The following is a 25,113-nucleotide window of genomic DNA, read 5'->3' on the forward strand; positions in this document are numbered from 1 at the left end:
GTCTTACCCCTCCTGAAGTTCGGTTCGTTACCCGTCATCCGCCCGCGGCCGCTCCTGCGGCGGCCGGTCAGCCGTAGACGATGCGGCGCAGCTGCCGGAGCGAGAGCTCCGGAGGCGCCACCGCGCGGTGCGGCAGCTCGGCCGCGATCCGCTCGAAGATCTCCGCGTTCACGGCTCCGCCGGCCTGCAGTTCGCGGTGGCGGCGGCGGACGAAGTCCTCCGTCGTCTCGTCGAAGTAGGCGAGCACGTCGAGGACCACCCGGGCCGCTTCGCCCCGCTGCAGCGAGGTGCTGCGCACCAGGTGTTCGACGAGATCGTCATAGGACGGGCGGCGGTCGAGCACCCGTAGATACTGACGTCTCCAGCCGTCCAACGCAAAGATCCTGCCCGATTCCGGGCAGGATCTCTCTGGTCTGGACCAGCGGAATGGATGCATCCGGTCAGAATCTGCGCAAAACGGACTGCTTCGCTGCGGCGAACTCGTCGGCCGTGAGGACTCCCGTCTGGTGCAGCTCCCCCAGCTCCCGCAGCCGCCGCAGCAGGGCGTCGTGGTCCTCCGCCGCGCCGCCGGCCGGCGCGGCGAGCTCCTTCGGCGGGGCGTCCTCGAGGGCCCGCTCCTGCGCCGGCGCGGCCGGGTGCGGCAGCCGCAGCGCCACCGCCGCGGCGACCAGCGCCATCAGCGGGTCCTTCTTGAAGCCGAACAGCTCCACCGTGTAGGGGTCGTACTTGGGCGCGGCGGGCTGCGCGGCGCCGGTCAGGCTGAAGCGGAGCCAGCCGTTCTCCAGCCCCTTCGCCGGGGCCCACTCCACCGTCCGCAGATCCGTCACCCGGAACTCGCGCGGCCCCCCGGAGCGCTTGGCCTCCTCGGTCGTCCAGTTCCACTCCAGCGCGATCCGGTCGCCGTCGAAGGTGACGGTCCCGTCGCCCGCGCCCACCGCCATCGGCACGGCGGGGCCGGGCAGCAGGTAGGTCTCCGAGGGACCGGGATCCACCTGCTCCAGCAGCAGCGCGTTGCGCACCGCGTCCACGAAGTACTCCGCGACCCCCGTGCGGTCCGGCTCCACGCTCAGCCGGTACGGATCGGAGGCCTCCGGCAGCCGACCGCCCGTCACCTGCGTCAGCGGGTCGGCCCCCTCGCGCAGCCGGAGCCGCAGCCGCCCGGCCTTGCGGCCCGGCTCGTAACTGACCCCCGCGAGCGCGCGCAACGGCACGACCACCTCGCCCAGGGTCTGCCGCAGCAGACCCACCCCCTTGTCGCGGCCGGGCACGATGCGCACCGCGTCGCCGTCGAACGTCCAGGTTCCGTCCTTCTGGATGATTTCCGCCATTCGGCGATTCTCCCACCGCACGCGACGGGCCAGTTGGCCTATACCTGGGCACATGAGAGTCCTGCGACGCGCGCTCGGCACCCTCCTCGTCCTCGGTGCCGTCTCCTGCACCGCCGCCCACGGCGACGACGCGAGCGCCGGTGACGACCCGCCCGCGGCCCTCGCCCCCTTCGAACGGCTCCTGCCGGCGCCGGTCTCCGCGCGGGCCGCGGGCCCCGGCTACTCCTTCGGGCCGGGCACGGTCGTGCGTACGGGGCCGGGCGCGGGCGAGGAGGTCCGCCGGGTCGGCGAGCTCCTCGCGGAGCAGCTGCGCGGCCCGAGCGGGCTGCCGCTGCCGGTGGTCGAGGGGGTGCGGGGGGACGGGATCCGGCTCAGGATCGACGCGGGGGCCGAGGGGGGCGGGGAGGAGGGGTACCGGCTGACGTCCGGGCCGAGCGGGGTCGACCTCGTCGCGCGGACCCCGGCCGGCCTCTTCCGCGCGGGGCAGACCCTGCGCCAGCTGGTGCCCGTGGCCGGGCCCGGGACGGTACCGGGCGGCACGGTCACCGACCGGCCGCGCTTCGCCTACCGGGGGGCCATGGTCGACATCGCACGGCACTTCTTCACGGTGGAACAGGTGAAGCGGTACGTGGACCAGCTCGCCCAGTACAAGATCAACACGCTCCACCTGCACCTCACCGACGACCAGGGGTGGCGCCTGGCGATCGACTCCTGGCCGCGCCTGGCGCAGTACGGGGGTGCCGGCGAGGTCGGCGGCGGGCCCGGCGGCCACTGGACGAAGGACGAGTACCGCGAGCTGGTCGCGTACGCGGGCGAGCGGTACGTGGACGTGGTACCCGAGATCGACATGCCGGGGCACACCAACGCGGCGCTCGCCTCCTACGCCGAGCTGAACTGCGACGGGAAGGCGCCGCCCCGGTACACCGGGATCAAGGTCGGCTTCAGCTCGCTGTGCGTGGCGAAGGAGCGGACGTACGAGTTCGTCGACGAGGTGCTCGGCGAGCTGGCGGAGCTCACGCCCGGCCGCTACCTGCACATCGGCGGCGACGAGGCGCACGCGACGCCGGCGGCGGACTACGCCGCCTTCATGGACCGGGCGCAGGAGGTGGTGGGCCGCCACGGGAAGACGGTGGTGGCCTGGCACCAGCTGGCGTCGGCGCGGCCGGCGGCGGGCGCGGTCCTGCAGTACTGGGGCCACGACAAGACCTCGGCCGCGGACCGGTCGGCGGTGGCGGCGGCCGCGAAGGCCGGGCACCCGCTGATCCTGTCCCCGGCGGACCGGGTGTACCTGGACATGAAGTACGAGGCGGCGACGAAGCCGGGGCTGTCGTGGGCGGGCCACGTCCCCGTGGCGCGGTCGTACTCCTGGAACCCGGGGGCCTATCTGGCCGGGGTGCCGGAGTCCGCGGTGCTCGGGGTGGAGGCCCCGCTGTGGACGGAGAACGTCGCGACGCGGGCCGAGTGGGAGCTGATGGCGTTCCCGCGGGTGCTGGGCCTGGCGGAGCTGGGCTGGTCCCCGGCGGCCGCCCTCGACTGGACCGCGTACGGCCGACGCCTCGCCGCACAGGCCCCCCGCCTGGACGCCCAGGGCATCGGCTACTTCCGGGCCCCTGACGTCCCGTGGGCGCGCTGACCGGGAGGCCGTCGCCCGGACATGGCGAGGGCGTGACCGCGAACAGGGCCATCTGACTTCGCGGTCACGCCGTCACGCTGTCGCGGCGGGGGGAGGTGTCGAGGGACCGTATCGACATCTCCCCCCGCCCCATGTTTCACCGCCGGGCGAAGGCCGCGACGGGGTTCTTGAGGTTGCCGATCAGCTGGAGCGCGGCCGACGGGTCGGAGAGGTCGACCATCTGCTTGTTGTTGCGCAGCTGGAGGCGGTTGAGGCAGGACAGCTGGAACTCCTCCGCGAAGAAGTCGTAGCGCTCGAACTTCTCCGTGAGGGCCGGCATGGAGTCCTGGTAGTCGTGGGCGCAGTCGGCCACGGCCTGCCAGAAGGTGTCCTCGGTGCAGATGCCCTCCGTGACGAGGATGGAGGACAGGAAGCGGAAGAAGCAGTCGAAGACGTCCGTGAAGATCGACAGCAGCTTCATGTCCTCGGGGACGTCCGCGCGGATCCGCTCGACCGCGGGCGGCAGCACCGCGTCCGCGTCCATGATGACGATCTCCTCGGCGATGTCCTTGAAGATCGCACGCTGGACGACGCCGTCCTTGATGACCAGGATGGTGTTCTCGCCGTGCGGCATGTACGCGAGGTCGTACTGGTAGAAGCAGTGCACCAGTGGCAGCAGGTAGGCGCGCAGGTAGGGCTTCAGCCACTCGGCCGGGGTGAGGCCGGACTCCTCGATCAGGGCGCCGACGAACGACTTGCCCTCGGCGTCCACGTGGAGGAGCGAGGCCATGGTGGCCAGGCGCTCGCCGTCCCCGAGGGAGTTCACCGGGGACTCGCGCCACAGGGCCGCCAGCATCTTGCGGTACGGCGAGTAGCGGTCGGTGGCGCGCTCGTACTGCAGGTGCCGGTAGCCGATGGCCGCGCGCTCGCGGATGATCGAGAAGTCGACGGACTGCAGGACCTCGTCGGACTCGATCAGCTGGTGCAGCCAGTCGTTGATGGCGGGGGTGGCCTCCATGTAGGCGGCCGAGAGGCCCCGCATGAAGCCCATGTTCAGGACGGAGATGGCCGTCTTGACGTAGTGCTTCGTCGGGGTGGTGGTGTTGAAGAACGTACGGATCGACTGCTGCGGGAGGTAGGCGTCCTCGCCCTCGCCGAGCAGCACCAGGCGGCGGCCCGCGATCTCCGCGGCGAAGGTGACCGTGGTCTTGTTCCACCACTGCCAGGGGTGGACCGGGAAGAGCAGGTAGTCCGCCGGGTCCAGGTCCAGGGTGCGCAGTTTCGCGGCGAACAGGTCGACCGCCGCGTCGCCCAGCTCGGCGCGCATGAAGCTGTCGTGCTCCAGGCCGGCGCCCGCCGTGAAGGTGGCGACGTCCTTGTGCGCGGCCGCCCAGATCAGGTGGACCGGGCTCGCGGCCTCCGGGGCGTACGCGTGGTACTCGTGCACGCCGAAGCCGAGTCGGCCGTTGTTGGCGACGAAGCAGGGGTGGCCCTCGGTCATGCCGGTCTCGATGTCCTGGAAGGAGGACTTCGCCAGCACGTCGGCGGGGATCTGCGGCTTGGTGTACTTGAAGGCCGAACCGGCCAGGGTGGAGGAGATCTCCTCCAGGTAGACCGGCAGGACCTCCGCGCTCAGCCCCAGGGTCTGCTGGAACTCGATGTGGAAGTCGAGGGCGTCCAGCGGCAGGGACTGCCCGTCCCGCAGCCGGGTGATGGTGACCTCGTCCACCGACCAGTGGTCCAGGACCTGGCGGGCGGCGTCGAAGCGGTACTCCACCGTGCCGTCGTCGGAGACGACCGAGTAGCGGTCGCCGCCGAGGGAGACGGGGGTCAGCAGGCGCTCGTGCGCGAACTCGGCGATGGCCTTGCGGACCAGGGCGCGGTTGGCGCGGTCCCACAGCTCGGGGGAGAGGTGGGAGACGGCGTCGGAGAGGCTCATATCGACACCCCCTGGGCGATGCCGGTGGCGGCCTCGAACTGCTCGCGGGTGCAGAAGCTCAGCAGCGCTTCCTTCTCCGGCTTGGTGACCTGGCGCTCCGGCAGGAAGCCGACGGCCTCGTTGAGGGCGTGCACGGCGGTGTTGGCGACGTCCGGCTCGACCACGACGCGGACGGTGGCCGGGTCGGCGAAGATCGCGGCCATGACGGTCGTGATGACCGCGCGGGTGAACCCGTGCAGCGGCTGGTCGCTGGGCGCGACCAGGAAGTGCATGCCGACGTCGCCGGGCTGGGCGTCGTACAGGCCGACCAGCTCCAGCTCGCTCGGGTCGTAGGTCTCCATCAGGAAGGCCGGGCGGCCCTCGTGCAGGCCGATGTAGGCCTGGTGGTGCTCGTGGGCCGTGATGCGCATGTACTCGCGCTCGACGTCCGGCAGCGAGGCGTCCTGCATCATCCAGAACGAGGCCTTGGGGTGCGTGACCCAGCCGTGGAGCAGCTCCGCGTCGGCGAAGGGGTCCAGCGGGCGGATCGCGAAGTCCCCGAGGACCGAGTCCGTCCGGGAGTAGAGGGTGTCGGTGGTGCTCATGCGTGGGTGCCTTCCGGGGCGGCGAACTGCTGGAACGCGATGGACTTCTCGACCTTGTAGTACTCGCGGCCGAGCAGCTCACTGACGATGTACGCGTTGCGGTACGCGGCCATGCCCAGGTCGGGGGAGGTCAGGGAGTGGTTGTGGGTGGTGCCGTTCTGGAGGTACACCCCGCGGCCCGTGGTGTCGACGCTGTAGTTGCGGGCGGCGTCGAGGCGGCCGCGGCCGTCGAAGTTGAGGCGGTCGCGCACCGGGTCGAGGAAGTCCGGGGTCCGGTACTTGTAGCCGGTGGCCAGGACCAGGCCCTCGGTGGTGAGGGAGAAGTCCCGCTCCTGCTCCTCCTGGCGCAGCCCCAGGGTGTAGGTGCCCGTGGTGGTGTCGTACGCCGTGCTGTTCAGCGAGGTGTTGGTCAGCAGGGTCGTCGGCACGGCGCCCGGCATGGAGATCCTCTTCTGGTAGAGCAGGTCGAAGATGGCGTTGATCAGGTCGCCGTCGATGCCCTTGAAGAGGTTCTTCTGCTGGGTCTCCAGCCGGTAGCGGGTGTCCTCCGGGAGGGCGTGGAAGTAGTCCACGTACTCGGGGGAGGTCATCTCCAGCGTCAGCTTCGTGTACTCCAGCGGGAAGAAGCGCGGGGAGCGCGTGACCCAGTTGAGCTGGTAGCCGTACACGTCGATCTCGGCGAGGAGGTCGTAGTAGAGCTCCGCGGCGCTCTGGCCGGAGCCGATCAGGGTGATGGACTTCTTCTTCTGCAGCTCCGCCTTGTTCGGCATGTAGGCGGAGTTGTGCAGGAAGTCGCCGCCGAGGCCGGCGCAGGCCTCCGGGACGTGCGGCGAGGTGCCGGTGCCCAGGACCAGGCGGCGGGCGCGGTGGGTCTCGCCCTTGTCGGTGCGGACCTCGTAGACGCCGGCCCGCTCGTCGTAGGTGACCTCGGTGACGGAGGTCGAGTACAGGACGTTGTCGAGGCGGTCGGCGGCCCAGCGGCAGTAGTCGTTGTACTCGGCGCGCAGCGGGTAGAAGTTCTCCCGGATGTAGAAGGAGTACAGCCGGTCCTGGTCCTTCAGGTAGTTCAGGAAGGAGAACGGCGACGTCGGGTCGGCGAGGGTGACCAGGTCCGACATGAAGGGCGTCTGCAGGTGTGCGCCGTCCAGGAACATCCCCGCGTGCCACTCGAAGTGCGGCTTCGACTCGATGAACAGGCCGCTCAGCTCGTCGATCGGCGCGGTCAGGCACGCCAGTCCCAGGTTGAAGGGACCGAGGCCGATGCCGATGAAGTCGTGGGGCTCAGTGGTGGACGGCAAGGGATTCTCCCAGGAACTGCTCGGCGTGTGCGGCGAGGAGGTCGAGGACGGCAGCGATGTCGGCCGTCGTGGTCTGCGGGTTGAGGAGGGTGAACTTCAGGTACTGCTTACCGTCCACCTTGGTGCCGGCGACGACGGCCTCGCCGGAGGCGAAGAGCGCCTTGCGGGCGTGGAGCTGGGCCTCGTCGAGGAGTTCCGCGGGGACGTCGCCGCCGGGCAGGAAGCGGAAGACGAGGGTGGAGATCTGCGGCTCGACGACGACCTCGAAGCGCGGGTCCGCCGTGATCACGCCGTAGCCGGCGGCCGCGAGGTCGATGACCTCGTCGAAGAGCGAGCCGATGCCGTCGGCGCCCATGATGCGCAGCGTCATCCAGAGCTTGAGGGCGTCGAACCGGCGCGTGGTCTGGATGGACTTGTCGACCTGGTTCGGGATCCGCTCCTCGGCCATGCGCCGCGGGTTGAGGTAGTCCGCGTGGTACGTGGCGTGCTTGAGGGTGTCGCGGTCGCGGACCAGCATCGCGCTGGAGCTCACGGGCTGGAAGAACGACTTGTGGTAGTCGACCGTGACCGAGTCGGCGTGCTCGATGCCGTCGAGGAGGTGCCGGCGGGTGGGGGAGACCAGCAGTCCGCAGCCGTAGGCGGCGTCCACGTGCATCCACGCGGAGTGCTCGGCGGTCAGGCGGGCGATCTCGGGGAGCGGGTCGATGGACCCGAAGTCGGTGGTGCCGGCGGTGGCGACGACGGCCATGGGGAAGAGGCCCTCGGCGGCGCAGTTCTCCAGCTCCAGCGCGAGGAGGGAGGTGTCCATCCGCCGGTTGCGGTCCACGGGCACGGAGATGACGGCCTCGTAGCCCAGGCCGAGCATGGCGGCCGACTTCTGCACGCTGAAGTGGCTGGCCTCGGACGTGAAGATGCGCAGCTTCGGGAGGAGTTCGGCCTTGGTCAGGCCGATCCCGGCGTCCATGGCGCGCTTCATGACGATGCGGCAGGCCTCGTCGCGGGCCAGCAGCAGGGCGTGGAAGTTGGACTGGCTGCCACCGGAGGTGAAGATGCCGTCCGCCTTCTCGCCGAGGCCGATGCGGCGCGTGGTCCAGTCGATGAGGCGGCGCTCGATGAGCGTGCCGCCGATGGACTGGTCCCAGGTGTCGAGGGAGGAGTTGACGGCGGCCATGACGGCCTCGCCGACCACCGCGGGGATGACGACCGGGCAGTTGAGGTGGCCCAGGTAGCGCGGGTGGTGGAAGTAGACGGCGTCGCGGAGGTAGACGTCCTCCAGCTCGGCGAGCGCGGCGGAGGAGTCGCCGAGCGGGGTGTCGAGGTCGATCCCGTTGATGACCGGGGCGAGTTCGTCGACGGATATACCGGTGTGGGGCCGTTCGGTGGTGGCGAGCTTGGCGGCGACGCGGTCGACGCCCTCGGTGACAGAACGACGGTAGATATCCGCGGTCGTCTCGTTCAGCAGATGCTGGCGCATCAACTTTCCTCCGGGCAGGGGGGGAGAAGGGGAGGGTGGGGTGTGTGATGTTTAGGTTAGCCTAACCTAAGCGGAATGGCCAAATGAAGATGGACCCTGGGTTCGACCAGGGCCCATCTCGAACTGCTGTGGAGGGAAGCGGAGCTGACTACAGCTCGGACGCGGGGTCCTCGCTGGGAGCCTTGCCCGCGTACGCCTCGGCGAGGAGCTGCTCCTCGCTCGCGCCGAGCCGCCAGTAGCCGGTGAAGCGCACCGAGCGGCGGTCGACGGATCGTTCCTGCACGAAGTGGCGGCGTACCGCGCGAACGGTGCCGGCCTCGCCGGCCAGCCACACGTACGGGGCCTCGGCGACCGGCGGCTGCGCCGAGCGGAGCGCGTCCAGCACCCGCCCGGTCCGCTCCCTGCCGTCGCCCTCGCGCACGATCCACGTGATGTCCGCGTCGGCGAGCGTGCCGAGTTCGAGCCGGTCGTCCTCGTGCGGGACCTCGAACCAGGCCCGGACCCGGGTGCCCGCCGGCAGCCGGTCCAGGATCGCGGCCGCGGCCGGCAGGGCGGTCTCGTCCGCGTACATCCAGACCGCGTCGGCGCCGGCCGGGGCCTGGAAGCGTACGGACTTGTTCTCGGCGACGGCCGGGCCGATCGCCAGGATCCGGCGGCCGGCGCTCGCGCGCCCGGCCCAGTGGGAGGCGGGGGACGAGTCCCCGTGCAGGACGAAGTCGATGTCGACCTCGACCGCGCCCGCGTCGTCACGGCGCTGCTCGCGCACGGTGTAGGAGCGCATCACCGGCCGCTCCTCGTCCGGCATGCCGCGCCACGCGGCGAACCAGGTGTCCTCGTCCGTGGACGGGAGCACGGTGTGCTCCTGGCCGGACGGGGGCAGGAAGAGCGACAGGCTCTGGTCGAAGCCGCCCGAACGGAAGCCCGCGAGGGACTCCCCGCCGAACGTGACCCGCAGGAACGAGTGGCCCAGGCGGCGCGTGCGGAGCACTTCGAGCGTGAAGAAGCGGAAGTGCGCCACGGCCGGGGCGTCGGACGCGGTGGCGGTCATGCGAAGGTCCCCCTGGGAGTCGGTACGGCCTCGGACGTGCCCAGGGCGTGTCCGCGCGGACACGCCCTGGAGGCGGGCGCCCGGGGTCACCGGGCGCCGCGCGTGGGTCAGGCGACCTTCTTGGCGTTCTGGAGGGCCTTCGCGAGGTCCTCGAGGATCTGCGCGCACTTGTCGTACGAGAAGATCGGCTCGGTGGTGCGCGGGGCGACCTGGCCGGCCTTCACGGCGGGCATCTCGGCCCAGGTGGCCTTGGCCTTCAGCTCCTCCGGCTGCAGGGTGCCGGTGCGGTTGTCGAGCAGGACGAGGTCGGCCTTGTACTTGCCGGCGTTCTCCCAGCTCAGGCTCTCGAAGAAGCCGCCCTCGTCGAGCTTGTCCGGGGTGATGAACTCGACGCCCAGGGTCTTGAAGTACTTCAGGTCGGCCGAGGTGTCCGGGGTGGAGGCGTAGAACAGGTCGGCGGAGCCGGAGCCGACCAGGACCTTGATGCCCGGGTTGGCCTTGGTGGCCTCGCGGACCTTGGCGGCCGCGGCCTCGAAGCGGGCCTTGCCGTCGACGGCGGCCTTGGCGTTCATGTCGGCGCCCAGCGACTTGGCGAGGTCCGCGGTGCGCTCCAGGGCCTTGTCCATGGAGACGTTGCCGCCGACGCCGATCGCGGCGGCCGGGGCCACCTTCAGGATCTTGTCCTTGGAGGCCTCGGGCACGTACCAGTACGAGCCGTCCCAGGTGTTGGTGACGAGCAGGTCGGGCTGGAGGGCGGCGTACTTCTCGACGTTGAACTCGTCGTAGACGTTGCCGAGGATCTCGACCTTGGAGATGTCCATCGAGCCGGCCTGGACATCGGGCTTGCCGTCGGCCGTCTTGGTCGGGCCGAAGACGCCCTTGACCGGGACGCCGTAGTCGTACAGCGCGGCGGCGGTGCCGGTGAAGGCGACGATGTTCTTCGGCGTGGACTTGGTGCTGACGTCCTTGCCGAGGTCGTCCTTGAAGGTCCAGGGACCGGAGGACGCGGCGGCGGTGCTGCCCTTGTCGCCGTCACCCTTCGCCGTGTCGGTGCCGCCGCACGCGGCGAGCGTGGCGACGAGACCGAGGGCGCCGCCCGCGGCGATGAAGCCGCGACGGGTGAAGGAGGAGCTGCGGGACTTGGGCATAATCGATGTCCGTTTTCGTGCGTACCGGGGCGGCCACCAGCGTGCCGTTCGTGGGGAAGGTTAGCCTAACCTTGGCCGAAAACGGTAAGGGGGCCCTTAGTTTTTTCGGGCCCCCTCCCATCACCCGCGCTCGCGCGGGCCTTTGGGCTAGCCGGCGAAGCCCAGCTCGCGGGCGATCAGCATGCGCTGGACCTCGCTGGTGCCCTCGCCGATCTCCAGGATCTTGGAGTCGCGCCACATTCGCGCCACCGGGTACTCGTTCATGAAACCGTACCCACCGTGGATCTGCGTCGCGTCACGGGCGTTGTCCACGGCCACCGTGGAGGAGTACAGCTTCGCGATCGCCGCCTCCTTCTTGAACGGCTCGCCGGCCACCAGCCGGGAGGCCGCGTCGCGCCAGCCGATGCGGGCCATGTGGGCGCGCATCTCCATGTCCGCCAGCTTGAACTGGATGGCCTGGTTGTCGCCGATCGCCTTGCCGAAGGCGTGACGCTCCCTGGCGTACTTCACCGACTCGTCCACACAGCCCTGCGCGAGGCCCGTGGCGAGCGCGGAGATGGCGATCCGGCCCTCGTCGAGGATCCGCAGGAACTGGGCGTAGCCGCGGCCCTCGTCGCCCACCAGGTTGGCCAGGGGGACCCGTACGCCGTCGAAGGACAGCTCACGGGTGTCCGAGGAGTTCCAACCCACCTTGGAGTAGGGGGCGGCCACCGTGAAGCCCGGCGTGCCGGACGGGACGATGATCGAGGAGATCTCCGGGCGGCCGTCCGCCTTGCGGCCCGTCACGGCCGTGACGGTGACCAGGCCGGTGATGTCCGTACCGGAGTTGGTGATGAAGCACTTCGAGCCGTTGATGACCCACTCGTCGCCGTCCTTGACGGCGGTCGTACGCGTGCCGCCGGCGTCCGAGCCCGCGCCGGGCTCGGTCAGTCCGAAGGCGCCCAGCACCTCGCCGGAGCACAGCTTCGGCAGCCACTCGCGCTTCTGCTCCTCGGTGCCGAAGAGGTAGAGGGGCATGGCGCCGAGGGAGACACCGGCCTCCAGGGTGATGGCGACCGAGGAGTCGACGCGGGCCAGCTCCTCCAGGGCGATGCCCAGGGCGAGGTAGTCCCCGCCCATGCCGCCGTACTCCTCCGGGAAGGGCAGGCCGAACAGGCCCATGCGGCCCATCTCGGCGACGATCTCGTAGGGGAACTCGTGCCGCTCGTACAGGTCGCCGATCTTCGGGGCCACGACGTCGTGGGCGAACGCTTCGACGGTGCGGCGGAGTTCCTCGTGCTCAGGGGTGAGCCGGTGGTCGAGGGACATGGTGTGACTACTCCTTGTGGGAGAGGGCGCGGACGGTACGGGAGGGGCTGGGGCGTCCCAGCTGTTCGGCCATCCACACGCTCGTGGCGGTGAGGGCGGCCAGATCGACCCCGGTCTCGATGCCGAGACCGTCGAGCATCCACACCAGGTCCTCGGTGGCGAGGTTGCCCGTGGCGCTCTTCGCGTACGGGCATCCGCCGAGGCCGCCCGCGGAGGCGTCGACGGTGGTCACGCCGTGCTGGAGCGCGGCGAGGGTGTTGGACAGGGCCTGGCCGTAGGTGTCGTGGAAGTGCACGCCGATGCGGTCGGTGGGGACACCGGCCTCGTTCAGCGCGGAGAGCAGGGCCTGGACATGGCCCGGGGTGGCGACGCCGATCGTGTCGCCGAGGCTCAGCTCGTCGCAGCCGAGGTCGAGCAGGGCCTTGGCCACGGAGACGACCTGGTGGACCGGGACGGCGCCCTCCCAGGGGTCGCCGAAGCACATGGACAGATAGCCGCGGACGTGCGCCCCGCCCTGCCTGGCACGGGCCACGACCGGCTCGAACATCGCGAGGGACTCGGCGACGGTGCGGTTGAGGTTGCGGGAGGCGAACGTCTCCGTGGCCGAGCCGAACACCGCGATCCGGGTGGCCCCGAGCGCGAGCGCGCGGTCCAGGCCGCGCTCGTTCGGCACGAGGACGGGCAGCGCGGCGTCCACGTCGGCGAGCAGCGGGAAGAGCTGCTCGGCGTCGGCCAGCTGGGGCACCCACTTGGGGTGCACGAAGCTGGTGGCCTCGATGGTGGTCAGGCCCGACGCGGCCAGGCGGCGGACGAACTCCGCCTTTACCTCCGTGGGGACGGCCGTCTTCTCGTTCTGCAGGCCGTCGCGGGCGCCGACCTCGTGGATGCGGACCCGGGCCGGCAGGCCGGGGGCCGGGACAGTCATGGGCAGCCCGATCACGCGCTCTCCTCCTCGTCCGGGGTGACGACGGCCAGGACCTGGTCCATGGCGACGGTGGTTCCGGGGGAGACGTCCAGCTCGGTGACCGTGCCGGCGTGCGGGGCGGAGATGACGTGCTCCATCTTCATCGCCTCGACGACCAGCAGGCTCTGACCGGCCGTCACCTTGTCGCCCACGGCCACCTTGACGACGGTGACGGTGCCGGGCATGGGGGCGGCGAGGGTCTCCGCGCCGCCGCGACCGGCCCCGCTGAGGTTCGCCGCGACGGCGTCGTGCAGCTGGACGTGCCAGGAGTCGCCGTCGCGCCCGAGCCAGGTCCCCTCCGGGGAGGTGGCGTGGCTGAAGCGGTGGGTGACGCCGTCGAGTTCGATGGTGACGGTGTCGGAGGTGCGGCTGACGATCCGGCCGCGGGCCGGTGTGCCGGGGCCCTGCCCCGGACCCCGCGCCTCGATCGCCGGCGAGGCTGAATCTGCCCCGGCGGGGTCGGAAACGAGGACCTCGGTGTCCCCGCCCAGGGGGCGGGTGCGGACCTCCACCGGCTCCTGGCCCGGGAGGCGGAAGTGGTGGAAGGTCCAGGCGGGGGTGCCGCCCAGGCGCCAGCCGTTGGCGGCGCCGAACGGATCGACCCACCCACCCGGCCTCGCCGGCGTTAGAGGCGCGGGTCCGGGCAGAGCCCGGGGGCCCTGCGCCAGCAGGGCCGCGGTGGCGTACACCTCCAGCGGGACGCCGTCGGGGAGGAGACCGGAGAGGTCGCGCTCGACCAGCCCGGTGTCCAGGTCGCCCGACACCACATCGGGGTGGGCGAGCAGCCGCCGCAGGAAGCCGGCGTTCGTCTGGACGCCCAGGATCACCGTGTCGGCCAGGGCACCGCGCAGCAGGCGCAGTGCGGTGGCGCGGTCGGGGCCGTGGACGATGACCTTCGACAGCATCGGGTCGTACGTCGAGCCCACCGGCACGCCCGCCGTCAGGCCGGAGTCCGTGCGGACCGCACCGCCCGAGGGCTCCGACAGCGCCAGGACGGTCCCGCCGGACGGCAGGAAGCCGCGTGCCGGGTCCTCCGCGCAGACGCGGGCCTCGATGGCGTGCCCGGTCAGCCGGATGTCGTCCTGGGTGACGGGCAGGGCCTCGCCGGAGGCGACCCGCAGCTGGAGCTCCACCAGGTCCAGGCCGGTGATCAGCTCCGTCACCGGGTGCTCGACCTGGAGGCGGGTGTTCATCTCCATGAAGTAGTAAGAGGACGGGTCGCCGCCCGGGACGATGAACTCCACCGTGCCCGCGCCGACGTATCCGCACGAGCGGGCCGCGTCGACCGCCGCCGCGCCCATCGCCGCGCGGGTCTTCTCGTCGAGCAGGACCGAGGGGGCCTCCTCGATGACCTTCTGGTGCCGGCGCTGGAGCGAGCACTCGCGCTCGCCCAGGTGGACCACGTTGCCGTGGGCGTCCGCCAGCACCTGGATCTCGATGTGCCGGGGCCGGTCCACCCACCGCTCGACCAGCAGGGTGTCGTCGCCGAAGGACGAGCGCGCCTCGCGGCGGGCCGCCGCGATCTCCTCGGCCAGCACCGCCTCGTCCCGTACGAGGCGCATGCCCTTGCCGCCGCCGCCCGCCGAGGGCTTCAGCAGGACCGGCATGCCGATCTCCGAGGCTGCCGCGACGAGTTCGGCGTCGGTCAGACCGCTGCCCGAGGAGCCCGGGACCACGGGCACGCCCGCCGCCTTCACGGTCTCCTTGGCGCGGATCTTGTCGCCCATGAGGGAGATGGCGGAGGCGGGCGGCCCGATGAAGGCCAGTCCGGCGTCCGTGCAGGCCTGGGCGAAGGCGGCGTTCTCCGCGAGGAAGCCGTAGCCGGGGTGGACGGCCTCGGCGCCCGTCCGCTTCGCGGCATCCAGCAGCCGCTCCACCGACAGGTAGCTCTCCGCGGCCGCCGCCGGGCCGATGCGGACGGCCGTGTCGGCCTCCCGTACGTGGCGGGCGTCCGCGTCCGCGTCGCTGAAGACGGCCACGGAGCGGATGCCGAGCTCCCGCAGGGTGCGGATGACCCGGACCGCGATCTCGCCGCGGTTCGCGACCAGAACAGTGCTGAACATCAGTGAGGTCCTCACGTCACATACGGAAGATGCCGAAGCCCGAGTCGCCCAGCGGGGCGTTCGCGCACGCGGTCAGGGCCAGTCCCAGCACCTGCCGGGTCTCCATGGGGTCGATGACCCCGTCGTCCCACAGCCGCGCCGTGGCGTAGTAGGCGTTGCCCTGCTCCTCGTACTGGGCGCGGACCGGGGCCTTGAAGGCCTCCTCGTCCTCGGCCGGCCACTCCTGGCCGGCGCCCTCGATCTGGTCGCGCTTGACCGTCGCGAGGACCGAGGCCGCCTGCTCGCCGCCCATCACGGAGATCTTGGCGTTGGGCCACATCCACAGGAAGCGGGGCGAATAGGCCCGCCCGCACATCGAGTAGTTGCCGGCGCCGTACGAGCCGCCGACCACCACCGTCAGCTTCGGGACCCGGGCGCAGGCCACGGCCGTCACCATCTTGGCGCCGTGCTTGGCGATGCCGCCCGCCTCGTAGTCGCGGCCGACCATGAAGCCGGAGATGTTCTGGAGGAAGAGCAGCGGGATGCCGCGCTGGTCGCACAGCTCGATGAAGTGGGCGCCCTTCTGGGCGGACTCGGCGAACAGGATGCCGTTGTTCGCGATGATCCCGACCGGGTGGCCGTGGATCCGGGCGAAGCCGGTGACCAGCGTCTGGCCGAACTCGGACTTGAACTCCTGGAAGCGGGAGCCGTCCGCGATCCGCGCGATGATCTCGCGGGCGTCGTAGGGGGTGCGCGAGTCGACGGGGACCGCGCCGTACAGCCCGGACGGGTCCACCTTCGGCTCCTCCGGTGCCTCGACCGACCAGGGCAGGGCCCCGCGCTCGGGCAGGGTCGCCACGATGTTCCGTACGATCCGCAGCGCGTGCGCGTCGTCCTCCGCGAGGTGGTCCGTCACGCCGGAGACGCGGGAGTGGACCTCGCCGCCGCCGAGCTCCTCGGCCGTGACCACCTCACCGGTGGCGGCCTTCACCAGCGGCGGGCCGCCGAGGAAGATCGTGCCCTGGTTGCGGACGATGACGGCCTCGTCGCTCATGGCCGGGACGTACGCGCCGCCCGCGGTGCAGGAGCCGAGGACGGCGGCGATCTGCGGGATGCCGGCGCCCGACATGCGGGCCTGGTTGTAGAAGATGCGGCCGAAGTGCTCCCGGTCGGGGAAGACCTCGTCCTGCATCGGCAGGAAGGCGCCGCCCGAGTCGACCAGGTAGAGGCAGGGGAGACGATTCTCCAGCGCCACCTCCTGGGCGCGCAGGTGCTTCTTGACGGTCATCGGGTAGTACGTGCCGCCCTTGACGGTGGCGTCGTTCGCGACGATCACGCACTCGCGTCCGCTGACCCGGCCGATGCCCGCGATGACCCCGGCGGCGGGGGCGGAGCCCCCGTACATGCCCTCGGCGGCCAGCGGCGCCAGCTCCAGGAAGGGGGAGCCCGGGTCGAGGAGGGTGTCCACGCGGTCGCGCGGGAGGAGCTTCCCGCGGGCGGTGTGGCGGGCGCGGGCCTTCTCCCCGCCGCCGAGCCGGGCCGCGTCGAGCCGGGCGCGCAGGCCCTCGGTCAGCTCGCGGTGGGCGGCCTCGTTGGTCCGCCAGGCCTCGGACGCCGGGTCCGCGGCGCTCGTCAGCACTGGTGCCTGCTGCATCGGTCGAGCTCCCTTGCTCGTTCCACTTGCTCGGTACACGTTGTTAATAAGCGTTAACGCATCTACGGCTTAGGTTAACGACCGCTAACGGCCCTGTCTAGAATGGTTTCCCATGAGCACCAGAGCGGCCGCCCCGACCCGTCGCGAGCAGATCCTCAGTGAGGCCGCCCGCCTCTTCGCCGCGCGCGGCTTCCACGGCGTAGGCGTCGACGAGATAGGGGCCGCTGTGGGCATCAGCGGCCCCGGCCTGTACCGGCACTTCGCGGGCAAGGACGCCATGCTCGCCGAGCTGCTCGTCGGCATCAGCGAACGGCTCCTCACCGGTGGCCGCCACCGGGTGGCGGAGGCGGCGGGGGACCCGTGCCGGGTCCTGTCCTCCCTCATCGACGGCCACATCGACTTCGCGCTCGACGACCGGGCGCTGATCACCGTGCACGACCGGGAGCTCGACCGGCTGCGGGAGGCCGACCGCAAGCTCGTACGGCAGCTCCAGCGCCAGTACGTGGAGCTGTGGGTGGACGTCGTACGGGAGCTGCACCCCGAGGTGGGCGAGGCGGAGGTGCGGGTCGCCGTGCACGCCGTGTTCGGCCTGCTCAACTCCACCCCGCACCTGGCGGCCCTGGGCCGGGAGGCCGTGGAGTCGCTGCTGCGCAGGCTCGCGCACGGGGCCTTCGGGGCGCTGTCGACATGACCCGGGGCGTCCGCCGACCGGAATGGACGCGCCGCCTCCGGCCCGGCGGCGGCAGAATGGCCCGTATGCCGAAGCCGATAGAGACGTCCGACCGATCTATTGAAACGCCGAGCCGCGCCGAACTCGTCGACCATCTGGTCCGCACGCGGATCGCGGGGCAGGTCGCGACGCCGCGCGAGAACAACCTCTCCCACTACCGCAAGCTCGCCAACGGCGACCGGCACTACTGGCTGGGCCTGGAACTGGGTGACCGCTGGACCGACGAGCAGGACGTCCTCGCCGTGATGGCGGAGCGCTGCGGCGTCGTGGACGACCCGGGCTTCCGCTTCGGCCAGGACACCATCGACCCGGAGCTGACCGTGGCCGGCCTGGACCGGCTGGCGGCGCGGCTGCGCAAGGCGGCGGCCGACCGGCAGAGCGTGCTGTTCGCCACCGGCCACCCGGGCGGCCTGCTGGACGTCCACCGGGCGACGGCCGCGGCGCTGCGCGCGGCGGGCTGCGAGATCGTGGTGATCCCGCAGGGGCTGACGGCCGACGAGGGCTCGGTGTGGCAGTTCGCGGACGTCGCGGTGCTGGAGCGGGGCGCGACCCTGTGGCACACCCATTCACCGGCCCCGATGGCGGCGATCCTGGACGCCCTCACGGCTGAGCAGCGCCCCCAGCCGGACCTGGTCGTCGCCGACCACGGCTGGGCGGGCTGCGCGGCCCAGCGCGGGCTGGACGCGGTCGGCTACGCCGACTGCAACGACCCGGCGCTCTTCCTCGGCGAGGCCGAGGGCACCCTCCAGGTGGCGGTCCCCCTGGACGACCACGTCCGCGACCCCCGCTACTACGACCCGCTGGTGGCGTACCTCCTCCACGCGGCGGGCCTGCGCTGACGGCGTAGCCGCCGCGGAGACAGCGAGAAGCCCCGGCCGGTATTCCGGCCGGGGCTCCCTTATGCCCGGGCTGGGGAGACCCGGCGCGGCCGCCTGGTCTGCATTTCGTTGCACCAGGCGGCCGCCACGTACGTCAGCCAGTCAGCTCGGTCGAGCGCAAGTACTGACCTTGGACGTGGGGGAGGAACCCCCCCTTTGTGCCGTCCTTGTAGTGGACGACCACGAGGTAGATCTTGCAGGACTTCCCGGTATCGGGCGCCGGGAAATCGAATCTGATCCCCGGCGCCTCGTCGGGGTAGGTGTCGAACACCCAGGTCGCCGGCCCGGTGTAGGTGTCAGGCGCCAGCCCGGCGGACTGCCCGCAGTCCTGCCGGGGCTCCGTCACCCGCTCGAGCTCCGCGGAGCCGTCGGCCCGAACCGTCAAACGCCCGCCGTCTGCGCCTCGCCAGGCTCCGTCTACATCGGCAACCACAAGCTCGGGCTCACGCTCCTCGCCCATGTCTACGAGGAAGGCGGCCAACAGCGCTGTGAAGAGCCCTCCCGCGCCAACGAACCACCAGACGGACCCTCGTGGGCGGACGTTCATGAAGCCCTCCTTTCCTTACCCGGCGTCATGATCTCAGTAGCCCAGGTTGTACTCGGGTCGGGAGGAGTGACCCGAACCCACGTATGCCTTCGCATCGATGATGATGCGGGTGTTGAAGTATTGACTTCCGAGCCTGAACTCGTACGGGGTTGCACGGTCGAGAATTCCCTTGCCGATTTCTCTGCCGCGGGCGTTGTTGTAAAGGTCTGCCAGATGGTCGTCCCGTGTTCCGTCGTGGAGGTATGCCTCATGGGCGTCGGCCCAGGCGATCGCACGCTCCTCGCCGAGTTCCACAGTCAGCCTGGCCTGCCACAGTGTGTGCCGGTAGGCGTTCGTGGGCATACCCGTACGTTCTTCTTCTGCTTTGGATTCGTCCTCGGCCCACTGCTTGATGTTCCGAGCCGTCCAGCATTCGAGCGGATCGTTCACACACCTTGTCCGCTCTGCGAGGTTTGGCTTGAGGAGCGAAGCGTCTGCCTTACCGTCGGCCCCGTCGCCCGGAACCCAATGAAGCGGCCAGGTCTGCCGACCGAGGTAGTCCCGCTCCAAGCGGAGCGCCGCATTCACAAGGTCCTGTGGGCTGCGTCCACCGGGGGGTCTGACGAAGACCCCGGGCCTGGGCTTGCTGCCGCACCAGATACCGCAGCCTTTGCTGCGCGCGGAATATATCGTCCCGTAACCGGTCGTGTACCTCCGCGCGGCTTCGACGACGCTCTGGGGCTTGGACTGGAAGCCCTGGTCGGAGTCGCCTTCGAAGTATTTGAGGCCGTCCGGGTCGGAGAAGGTGAACGGGTTGTTCGCGGCATAGGTGTAGCCGTGGAGCTGCTGGGCGTCCTTGAGATCCATGATCGGGTCGACGGAGATGAATCGGCCGATCAAGGGGTCGTACTCGCGGGCTCCTATGTGGGTCAGGCCGCTGTCGTTGTCCTTCGTGCCTCCGACGAAAGTCTTCTCGCCGGTCCACGTCGTCGGCTGGGTGCCGCGGGTCTCGCCGAACAGGCCCGTCTTGCGGCGGGTGACCGTCTGGGTCGCGTCGGCGGTCACCTGGGTGGTGCCGGTGTTGTGGTGGTCCGCGAAGATGAAGGTGAGCTTGCCGCCCGTGCGGACGGCGACATCGCCGTAGTAGCGGGTGCCGGTGGCCGTGCCCGCCTTGTCCAGCTTCAGCTCGTTGCCGGACGGCAGGTACAGCGTGGTGCTGTCCTTTTCCTTGCGCAGGAGGCGGTTACCGGTTGCGTCGTAGATGAACGAGTCGGTGGTCGCGCCCTGGGCGAGGGACTTCAGCCGACCTTCCGCGTCCCAGTCGAGATACTGCGTTTCACCCGTGCCGTTCTTCCGGGTCTTGGTGTTGCCGGATGCGTCGTAGGTGAAGGTCTCCTCGTGCGGGTTGGTGCCGGTCTGGGTGACCTTTGGCAGGTCGTGCTTTCCGGCGGTCGGGGGCGCGTAGGTGCGGATGGTGTCCTCGGTCGGGCCCGAGGCGGTCTTGTGCTTGGTCTCCGTCTTGCGGTTGCCGACGGCGTCGTAGGTGTATGTCGTCCAGTACGGGTCTTCGCCACCGATGACGGAGGCAGAAGGCGCCGCCGCGCAGGTTTCGCCCTTGTTCGTCCAGGCCTCGGTGATGCGGCGCAGGGAGTCGAGGCTGACGCACTGGGTGTCTGTCGTCCGGGCAGCGTCCTGGCCATAGGCCGAGGCGATCGCCGTCAGGTTGCCAGCGGGGTCGTTGGTGTACTTGGTGTCTTCGATCCGCTGGGGCGCGAGCTCCCGGTCGGTGACGGTGCGGGTGAGGGAACCGGTGTGCTCGTCGTACTCGTTCGTCCGGTACAGGCTCTGGTCGGACGCTCCGAGTTCCTGGCGGACCGAGCGGCCGTAGTGGTCGTAGGAAACTGCCCCGATGAGGCGGCTGCTGCCCACACCCATGCTGTTGAGTAGGCCCGAGACCGACTTGTAGGTGCTGCCCACCGTCTCGGCCGGGAGGCCGCCCATGGCCGGGTGCCTGGTCGTGCGGACCTGGCCGGCGATGTTGTAGGTGTTCGCCCACTTGTATGTGCCGGCCGTCGCACCAGTGTCGGGGGTGGACGGGATGGTGACCTGGGTTTCGAGAGGCTGGTAGAGGTCGTTGTAGGACAGGACCTCCGAGGTGTACGCCTTGCCGTCGACGTGGCGCGTGGACTTGGCGGGCTTGCCCTTGGCCACGGTGTCGTAGACGGTCGAGGTCAGCGGCGTCGCGCCCTGCTTGGTGGCGACGGCGCGACCGAGGTCGTCGTAGTCGGTGTGCAGCGTGATGCCGCGGGCGTCGGTGACGTCGGTGACGCGGTCACCCACGTCGTAAGCGGTCTTGGTGACGCCCTTGTCCGGGTCGTTCACCTCTACCTGGCGGCCGCGGACGTCGTAGGTGTACGTCCACTTGGCGTTCGCCGGGTCGGTGACCTGGGCCAGCTGTCCGAGCTTGTTGTAGGTGTAGAGGGTCGACTGCGAGGTGGTGCGGGTCGTGTCGGTGTATTGCTTGACCTCGACCGTGCGACCCAGCGCGTCGACGACCGTTGTGCTCGTGGTGCCACCCGGGGGCGGGCTGACCGTGGTGCTGTCGCCGGTGTAGCCGGTCGTGGTGCGCTTGGTCTCGGTGCCGAACTTTTTGGCGATCACCGCCGTCGGGCGGCCTGCGCCGTCGAAGAGGGTGTCGGTGGAGGACGGGTAGTTGAGCTCCTGGCCCGTGACCAGATCGGTCGAAGGCGCGCCGTCGGCGTAGTACGTGCCGGAGGTGCGCCATGCCAGGCCGCGGGTGTCGTAGAAGGTCTCCGTGACCAGACGGCCGGACAGGTCGGGCGACTGGGTCTGCGTCTGCCGCTCACGCAACAGACCGTCCTGAATGGAGTGGACGACGGAGTATTCGTAGTCGTGGGTCAGCGTCTTGGACGTGACCACGTTGGGACCGCTGTTGCGGACGGTGTACTGGAAGACGCGGCTCGGCAGGTCCGGGTAGGTCTCGGCAGCCCAGTTCGGGGCCCAGACCTTCGTCACCCGGCCCATAGCGTCGTACGCCGTCGTGGTGACCTTGCCGTTGGGGTCGGTGACCTTGGTGGCCTGCCCGCGCAGCGGGTCGAGCTGGCTGGTGACCGCATGCCCCAGCGGATTCGTCACTGTCATCGCGGTCGGAGCCTCGCCGGTGGCGGGCGTGTGCGAGGTGGTGGTCACCCTTCCGTACGCGTCACCGGCCGCCAGTACCCGTCCGTAGAGGTCGTAGCAGAGCTGGTCCTTAGCAGCGCCGCAAGTCGACGGGACGGTCGACGCGGTGTCGTAGCCGTCGCCCTTGCCGTTGATCTTCTCGGTCTTCGTCACCAGGCCCCGGCCGGGGACGGTGCCGAGCGTGCCGTTGTCGAAGTAGGTCCGGGTGTCGCTGATGACGTCGGCCGGAGTGCTACCGGTCGTTTCACACGGAAGCGCGACGGTCTCGACGCGGCTCTGCCGGTCCAGGATCCACGTGGCGGTGTTGCGCGCGTACGTGGTCCGGGTGCAGGACTCGTCGCCGGTTTTGGCGGTGTCACCGGTGCTCAACTGCCAGTCGGCCATGCCGTACTCGTCGAAGTGACGGCTAGTCTCGGTCGTTCGGGTGCCACCGGTGACGGTGGTGCGGGTCGACTCCTTCTCGACGTTCGTCTTGTAGGAGGTGAGGTTGGGCAGTCCCGGGCGCAGGCGCTTGGCCACTTCGGCCGAACGCCACGGCGTGCTGGACGTCGCGCCCAGGAGTTTGGTGGTGTCGTCGCCCTCGTAGGTGGCCGTCTCACGGACCATGCCTGCGAACTCGGGCCGGTCGGTGACCGCCACGCCGGTGCCGTCCTTGACCTCCTTGCCGTCGAGGCCCCGGAAGTAGCGGGTCTCGGACAGCGTCTTCGGGTCACTGGCCGCACCGGTGCGGGTCTGGACGAGTCCGTAGCCGCGGGCGACGGAGTGGACACGGTCCTCGGCCTTGGTGAACTCGCTGGTGTCCTTGTCCCAGGCCGCTCCGCCGACGTAGGTGTACGAGGTCACCTTGTCGGGCGTCGATGCGAGGTTGTCGCCCTCCACGATCTGGTTGACGACATAGGTGTTGAACCAGTCGAGCTTGGAGGTGTCACCCTCCCAGGCCCACTTGACCGGGAAGCACCGGGTGGTGTTCGTCGCGTCCGAGGTCGGAAGCGTGGTGGGAGTGCAGTCCTGCTGCGAGTAGGTGACGCCGAGGGTGCCACCGGTCTCGGTGTTGACCTGGGACATTCGCAGCCGGACGTAGGGGGCCAGACCGTCGCCGGTCTTGTCCACCCGGTTGGGACGCTGCTCACCCGCGAACGTGACGGGGTCGAGCGGGACGTCCTGCGCGGAGCCCGCCTTGCCAGTGCGCGAGATGGACTTCAGCCACATCGGGGTGGATATGCCGTCGCCCGCCGGCGGGAAGTTCTGGTCCAGGGTCCAGGAGTCGACGTCCTGGTACGCGCCGCCGGTGAGGACCTTGGTGTGGATGCCGGTCAGGCGCATCCGGGACCAGAAGGTCGGCGAGTACTGGCCCTTGCACTCCGTGGAGCCGTCCTTGCAGAACAAGTCGTACGGAGAGTCCGGCCAGTTCTTCGCGTTGGCCTCGTCGAAGGTGCCGCAATTGGTGAGGCAGCGCTCGTTGACGTCGAACTTCACCTGCGCCATCGCCTTGCCGCTGTAGACGGCGTCGGAGCGGAGCCCGTAGTCGATGTGGTCGAGCCAGCCGCCGCGGATGTACGGCGTGACCGTGGCCTTGCCGGTGGTCATGGAGACGTTCCGGCCGTAGTTGTTGGTCTCGGTCTTCCAGTAGTACGCCATCGCGTCACCCCCGGGGGTGACCACGTAGTCGAGCTGCCAGCGCCAAGCCTGCTTGCACGAGGCGCTCGCGAACGAGGCGTTGTAGCAGGGCTCACCGGCCTGGTTGCCGAAGACGGGCGCGGTCCAAGCGGAGTTGGTCGTCGGCGTGGACACCGCGTCCTTCCAGCCCGGGAGACGGTTCAAACCGAAGAAGTACTGCGTACCGTCGGTCGTAGTGATCTTCCAGTGCTCACCGTCGTTGTCGCCGTTCACGGCGCCGGTGAGCTTCTCGACCTTCTCGCCCGAGTCCGAGGCCGGGTGCCAGCCCTTGCCCTGCTCGTAGACGAGCTCGGTCGACTTGCCGCCCAGCGACAGCGTGGCGTTGTCGTTGAACCAGCACTGGTCGCCGACCTTGGCGGTGTTGGTGCCGCCGGTCTTGTCGTCGTTGCAGGCCTTGTACTTGCGCTCGATGAAGCCTGGCTCCCAGTTCCAGCCGTCACCGATCCACGAGCCCTGGCTGTTGGACATGCCCGTGCGGCCGTCGACGGCCTGGGAGCTGTAGCCGAGCGAGATCTGCGGGCCCAGCCCGCCGGGCACGGAGGGCGTCGCCACCGGGTAGGACCAGGAGAAGGCGCCCGTCGAGCCGCCCGCGCTCCAAGAGCCGGAGGGCTGCAGCGAGGTCGCCTTGTAGTCACCTGTCGGGCCGGCGTCACCGGCCGTCGTGGCGAGGACCGTCGCGCCGCCCGAAGCCGCGGATGCCGACTTCGCCGACACCCCCGCGGACTTGGCCGAAGGAGCCGCGCCCTGCGTGGTCACCTGAGCCGACAGCTTGCCCGCGCGGGTGTCGTTCTGCGTCTGCAGCGGCGTCTGGGTACGGCACTCCGCGCGTTCCGGAGTCGTCAGCGCACACGCCGGAAGCTCCACCAGGCGCAGTCGGGAGGCGTAGTCGCCGCCGTAGGCGCCGCGGAAGGAGTTGTAGTCCACCTCGACCTTCGTCGGCGCGGCTTGCGCACCGCCGTCCGACCGTCCGACCGATAGCAGGACGCCGTCGATGCCCGCCTTGCGCGCCGCGTCCTTGCCGACGACGGAGACCTTGACCTTCGACGGTGCTTCGGCCGCCTTGCCCGGCGGTACGTAGACCGCGACCGGGAGCTTGCCGGCCTGCTGCGAACCCGGGTCGACGACCGGCCCGCGAGCAGCACCCGACAGGAACGACTTCGAGACCGGACCCGAGGCCGGAGTCGAGGTCAGACTCACCTCTGCCGAACCGGCAGCCGGCCAGGAGACCTTCGGCGCCTTCCACGGAGTCGCACCCGCGTCATCGGCCTTCTTTGCGCCACCCGCGCGGACCGGCTTGACCGGTACCGCCTTCGGCTGCTTGAGCTCCGGTAGCGATGGCTTGGATTTGCCATCCGCTACGGCGACAGCGCTGGGCAACATGCCCGAGAGGACGACTGCGGCCAACGCCACAGAAAGTCCTCGCGCACTGAATTTTCTCACACCCCACCCCATGCTTCTAGAAAGATTTACGGCGCAGACTAACAGGCAGAATTCGCCAATCCGGCATCCCGGAATTAGTTCCAATTGGGCCAAGGGGAACTAGTGGCCCATATGGGGTGACACGCGCCTGACTGGCGTAAAAATTGCAGGTCAGGGTGCAGATGCTGTCCGAGGCTCCCAGTAGAGTCAGCCCCGTGGATATCGGGCAGATGGAGTGCATGTGAGAAGAAGAGAGGCCCTGCTCGGCGTGCCGGGCGGGCGG

Annotated in this window: 17 protein-coding genes; 3 read left to right on the forward strand and 14 right to left on the reverse strand. The window is 70.1% G+C overall.

Annotated features, from left to right (window positions below):
- Positions 1–67 precede the first annotated feature (67 nt).
- Both OHA91_RS24210 and OHA91_RS24215 read right to left on the reverse strand, forming a co-directional pair.
- Positions 68–343 (reverse strand): hypothetical protein, encoded by a 276-nt coding sequence (locus OHA91_RS24210; RefSeq protein ID WP_030025937.1) that lies wholly within the window; start codon positions 341–343, stop codon positions 68–70.
- Between the two features lie 97 nt (positions 344–440).
- Positions 441–1,328, reverse strand: coding sequence for a DUF4429 domain-containing protein (locus OHA91_RS24215; RefSeq protein ID WP_031145368.1), 888 nt, complete (start codon positions 1,326–1,328; stop codon positions 441–443).
- A 52-nt stretch (positions 1,329–1,380) separates the two neighbouring features.
- Here OHA91_RS24215 and OHA91_RS24220 point away from each other — a divergent pair, with 52 nt between their 5' ends.
- Positions 1,381–2,961, forward strand: coding sequence for a family 20 glycosylhydrolase (locus OHA91_RS24220; protein WP_328739996.1), 1,581 nt, complete (start codon positions 1,381–1,383; stop codon positions 2,959–2,961).
- 136 nt (positions 2,962–3,097) lie between these two features.
- On the opposite strand, the gene OHA91_RS24225 is transcribed toward OHA91_RS24220, so the two are convergent.
- The 10 genes from OHA91_RS24225 to OHA91_RS24270 form a co-directional block, all read right to left on the reverse strand.
- A complete protein-coding gene (locus OHA91_RS24225; RefSeq protein WP_266500995.1) occupies positions 3,098–4,879 on the reverse strand; it encodes an IucA/IucC family protein in 1,782 nt (593 codons plus the stop codon).
- Positions 4,876–5,463, reverse strand: a complete 588-nt coding sequence (locus OHA91_RS24230; RefSeq protein WP_031145374.1) for a GNAT family N-acetyltransferase — start codon at positions 5,461–5,463, stop codon at positions 4,876–4,878. Before OHA91_RS24230 ends, OHA91_RS24225 begins: the two co-directional genes overlap by 4 nt.
- Positions 5,460–6,761: a lysine N(6)-hydroxylase/L-ornithine N(5)-oxygenase family protein gene (locus OHA91_RS24235; protein WP_328739997.1), complete on the reverse strand. Its 1,302-nt coding sequence runs from the start codon at positions 6,759–6,761 to the stop codon at positions 5,460–5,462. Before OHA91_RS24235 ends, OHA91_RS24230 begins: the two co-directional genes overlap by 4 nt.
- The gene (locus tag OHA91_RS24240; protein ID WP_031145377.1) at positions 6,745–8,235 is read right to left on the reverse strand and encodes a pyridoxal phosphate-dependent decarboxylase family protein; all 1,491 of its coding nucleotides are present in this window, start codon (positions 8,233–8,235) and stop codon (positions 6,745–6,747) included. Before OHA91_RS24240 ends, OHA91_RS24235 begins: the two co-directional genes overlap by 17 nt.
- 148 nt (positions 8,236–8,383) lie before the next feature.
- Entirely contained in the window at positions 8,384–9,283 is a 900-nt protein-coding gene (locus tag OHA91_RS24245; protein ID WP_328739998.1) for a siderophore-interacting protein, read from the reverse strand.
- Between the two features lie 107 nt (positions 9,284–9,390).
- A complete protein-coding gene (locus OHA91_RS24250) occupies positions 9,391–10,431 on the reverse strand; it encodes an ABC transporter substrate-binding protein (protein ID WP_031145379.1) in 1,041 nt (346 codons plus the stop codon).
- 147 nt (positions 10,432–10,578) lie between these two features.
- Complete coding sequence (locus OHA91_RS24255; protein ID WP_031145380.1) at positions 10,579–11,739, reverse strand: acyl-CoA dehydrogenase family protein; 1,161 nt, start codon at positions 11,737–11,739, stop codon at positions 10,579–10,581.
- Between the two features lie 7 nt (positions 11,740–11,746).
- Entirely contained in the window at positions 11,747–12,664 is a 918-nt protein-coding gene (locus tag OHA91_RS24260; RefSeq protein ID WP_031145381.1) for a hydroxymethylglutaryl-CoA lyase, read from the reverse strand.
- 11 nt (positions 12,665–12,675) lie between these two features.
- Positions 12,676–14,766 (reverse strand): acetyl/propionyl/methylcrotonyl-CoA carboxylase subunit alpha, encoded by a 2,091-nt coding sequence (locus OHA91_RS24265; RefSeq protein WP_031145382.1) that lies wholly within the window; start codon positions 14,764–14,766, stop codon positions 12,676–12,678.
- 16 nt (positions 14,767–14,782) lie between these two features.
- Positions 14,783–16,399 carry a carboxyl transferase domain-containing protein gene (locus OHA91_RS24270; RefSeq protein ID WP_266501002.1) on the reverse strand — a complete coding sequence of 539 codons (1,617 nt, stop codon included), beginning with the start codon at positions 16,397–16,399 and terminating at the stop codon, positions 14,783–14,785.
- A 112-nt stretch (positions 16,400–16,511) separates the two neighbouring features.
- Here OHA91_RS24270 and OHA91_RS24275 point away from each other — a divergent pair, with 112 nt between their 5' ends.
- Both OHA91_RS24275 and OHA91_RS24280 read left to right on the forward strand, forming a co-directional pair.
- Positions 16,512–17,090, forward strand: coding sequence for an SACE_7040 family transcriptional regulator (locus tag OHA91_RS24275; protein WP_266501004.1), 579 nt, complete (start codon positions 16,512–16,514; stop codon positions 17,088–17,090).
- A gap of 56 nt (positions 17,091–17,146) precedes the next feature.
- Positions 17,147–17,968, forward strand: coding sequence for a phosphatase (locus OHA91_RS24280; protein ID WP_078959018.1), 822 nt, complete (start codon positions 17,147–17,149; stop codon positions 17,966–17,968).
- 133 nt (positions 17,969–18,101) lie between these two features.
- Here the strand turns inward: OHA91_RS24280 and OHA91_RS24285 are convergent, their stop codons facing one another.
- Positions 18,102–18,554, reverse strand: a complete 453-nt coding sequence (locus tag OHA91_RS24285) for a hypothetical protein (protein ID WP_031145387.1) — start codon at positions 18,552–18,554, stop codon at positions 18,102–18,104.
- A 33-nt stretch (positions 18,555–18,587) separates the two neighbouring features.
- Positions 18,588–24,608: an RHS repeat domain-containing protein gene (locus OHA91_RS24290; protein WP_328739999.1), complete on the reverse strand. Its 6,021-nt coding sequence runs from the start codon at positions 24,606–24,608 to the stop codon at positions 18,588–18,590.
- Positions 24,609–25,113: the final 505 nt, after the last annotated feature.

The organism is Streptomyces erythrochromogenes, assembly GCF_036170895.1.
Lineage (GTDB): Bacteria > Actinomycetota > Actinomycetes > Streptomycetales > Streptomycetaceae > Streptomyces > Streptomyces erythrochromogenes.

Bases quoted from the DNA above. Each gene is read 5' to 3' on its own strand.
- OHA91_RS24215 (WP_031145368.1), bottom strand. From the start codon at position 1,328: ATGGCGGAAATCATCCAGAAGGACGGAACCTGGACGTTCGACGGCGAC.
- OHA91_RS24220 (WP_328739996.1), top strand. From the start codon at position 1,381: ATGAGAGTCCTGCGACGCGCGCTCGGCACCCTCCTCGTCCTCGGTGCC.
- OHA91_RS24225 (WP_266500995.1), bottom strand. From the start codon at position 4,879: ATGAGCCTCTCCGACGCCGTCTCCCACCTCTCCCCCGAGCTGTGGGAC.
- OHA91_RS24230 (WP_031145374.1), bottom strand. From the start codon at position 5,463: ATGAGCACCACCGACACCCTCTACTCCCGGACGGACTCGGTCCTCGGG.
- OHA91_RS24240 (WP_031145377.1), bottom strand. From the start codon at position 8,235: ATGCGCCAGCATCTGCTGAACGAGACGACCGCGGATATCTACCGTCGT.
- OHA91_RS24245 (WP_328739998.1), bottom strand. From the start codon at position 9,283: ATGACCGCCACCGCGTCCGACGCCCCGGCCGTGGCGCACTTCCGCTTC.
- OHA91_RS24250 (WP_031145379.1), bottom strand. From the start codon at position 10,431: ATGCCCAAGTCCCGCAGCTCCTCCTTCACCCGTCGCGGCTTCATCGCC.
- OHA91_RS24255 (WP_031145380.1), bottom strand. From the start codon at position 11,739: ATGTCCCTCGACCACCGGCTCACCCCTGAGCACGAGGAACTCCGCCGC.
- OHA91_RS24260 (WP_031145381.1), bottom strand. From the start codon at position 12,664: ATGACTGTCCCGGCCCCCGGCCTGCCGGCCCGGGTCCGCATCCACGAG.
- OHA91_RS24265 (WP_031145382.1), bottom strand. From the start codon at position 14,766: ATGTTCAGCACTGTTCTGGTCGCGAACCGCGGCGAGATCGCGGTCCGG.
- OHA91_RS24270 (WP_266501002.1), bottom strand. From the start codon at position 16,399: ATGCAGCAGGCACCAGTGCTGACGAGCGCCGCGGACCCGGCGTCCGAG.
- OHA91_RS24275 (WP_266501004.1), top strand. From the start codon at position 16,512: ATGAGCACCAGAGCGGCCGCCCCGACCCGTCGCGAGCAGATCCTCAGT.
- OHA91_RS24280 (WP_078959018.1), top strand. From the start codon at position 17,147: ATGGCCCGTATGCCGAAGCCGATAGAGACGTCCGACCGATCTATTGAA.
- OHA91_RS24285 (WP_031145387.1), bottom strand. From the start codon at position 18,554: ATGAACGTCCGCCCACGAGGGTCCGTCTGGTGGTTCGTTGGCGCGGGA.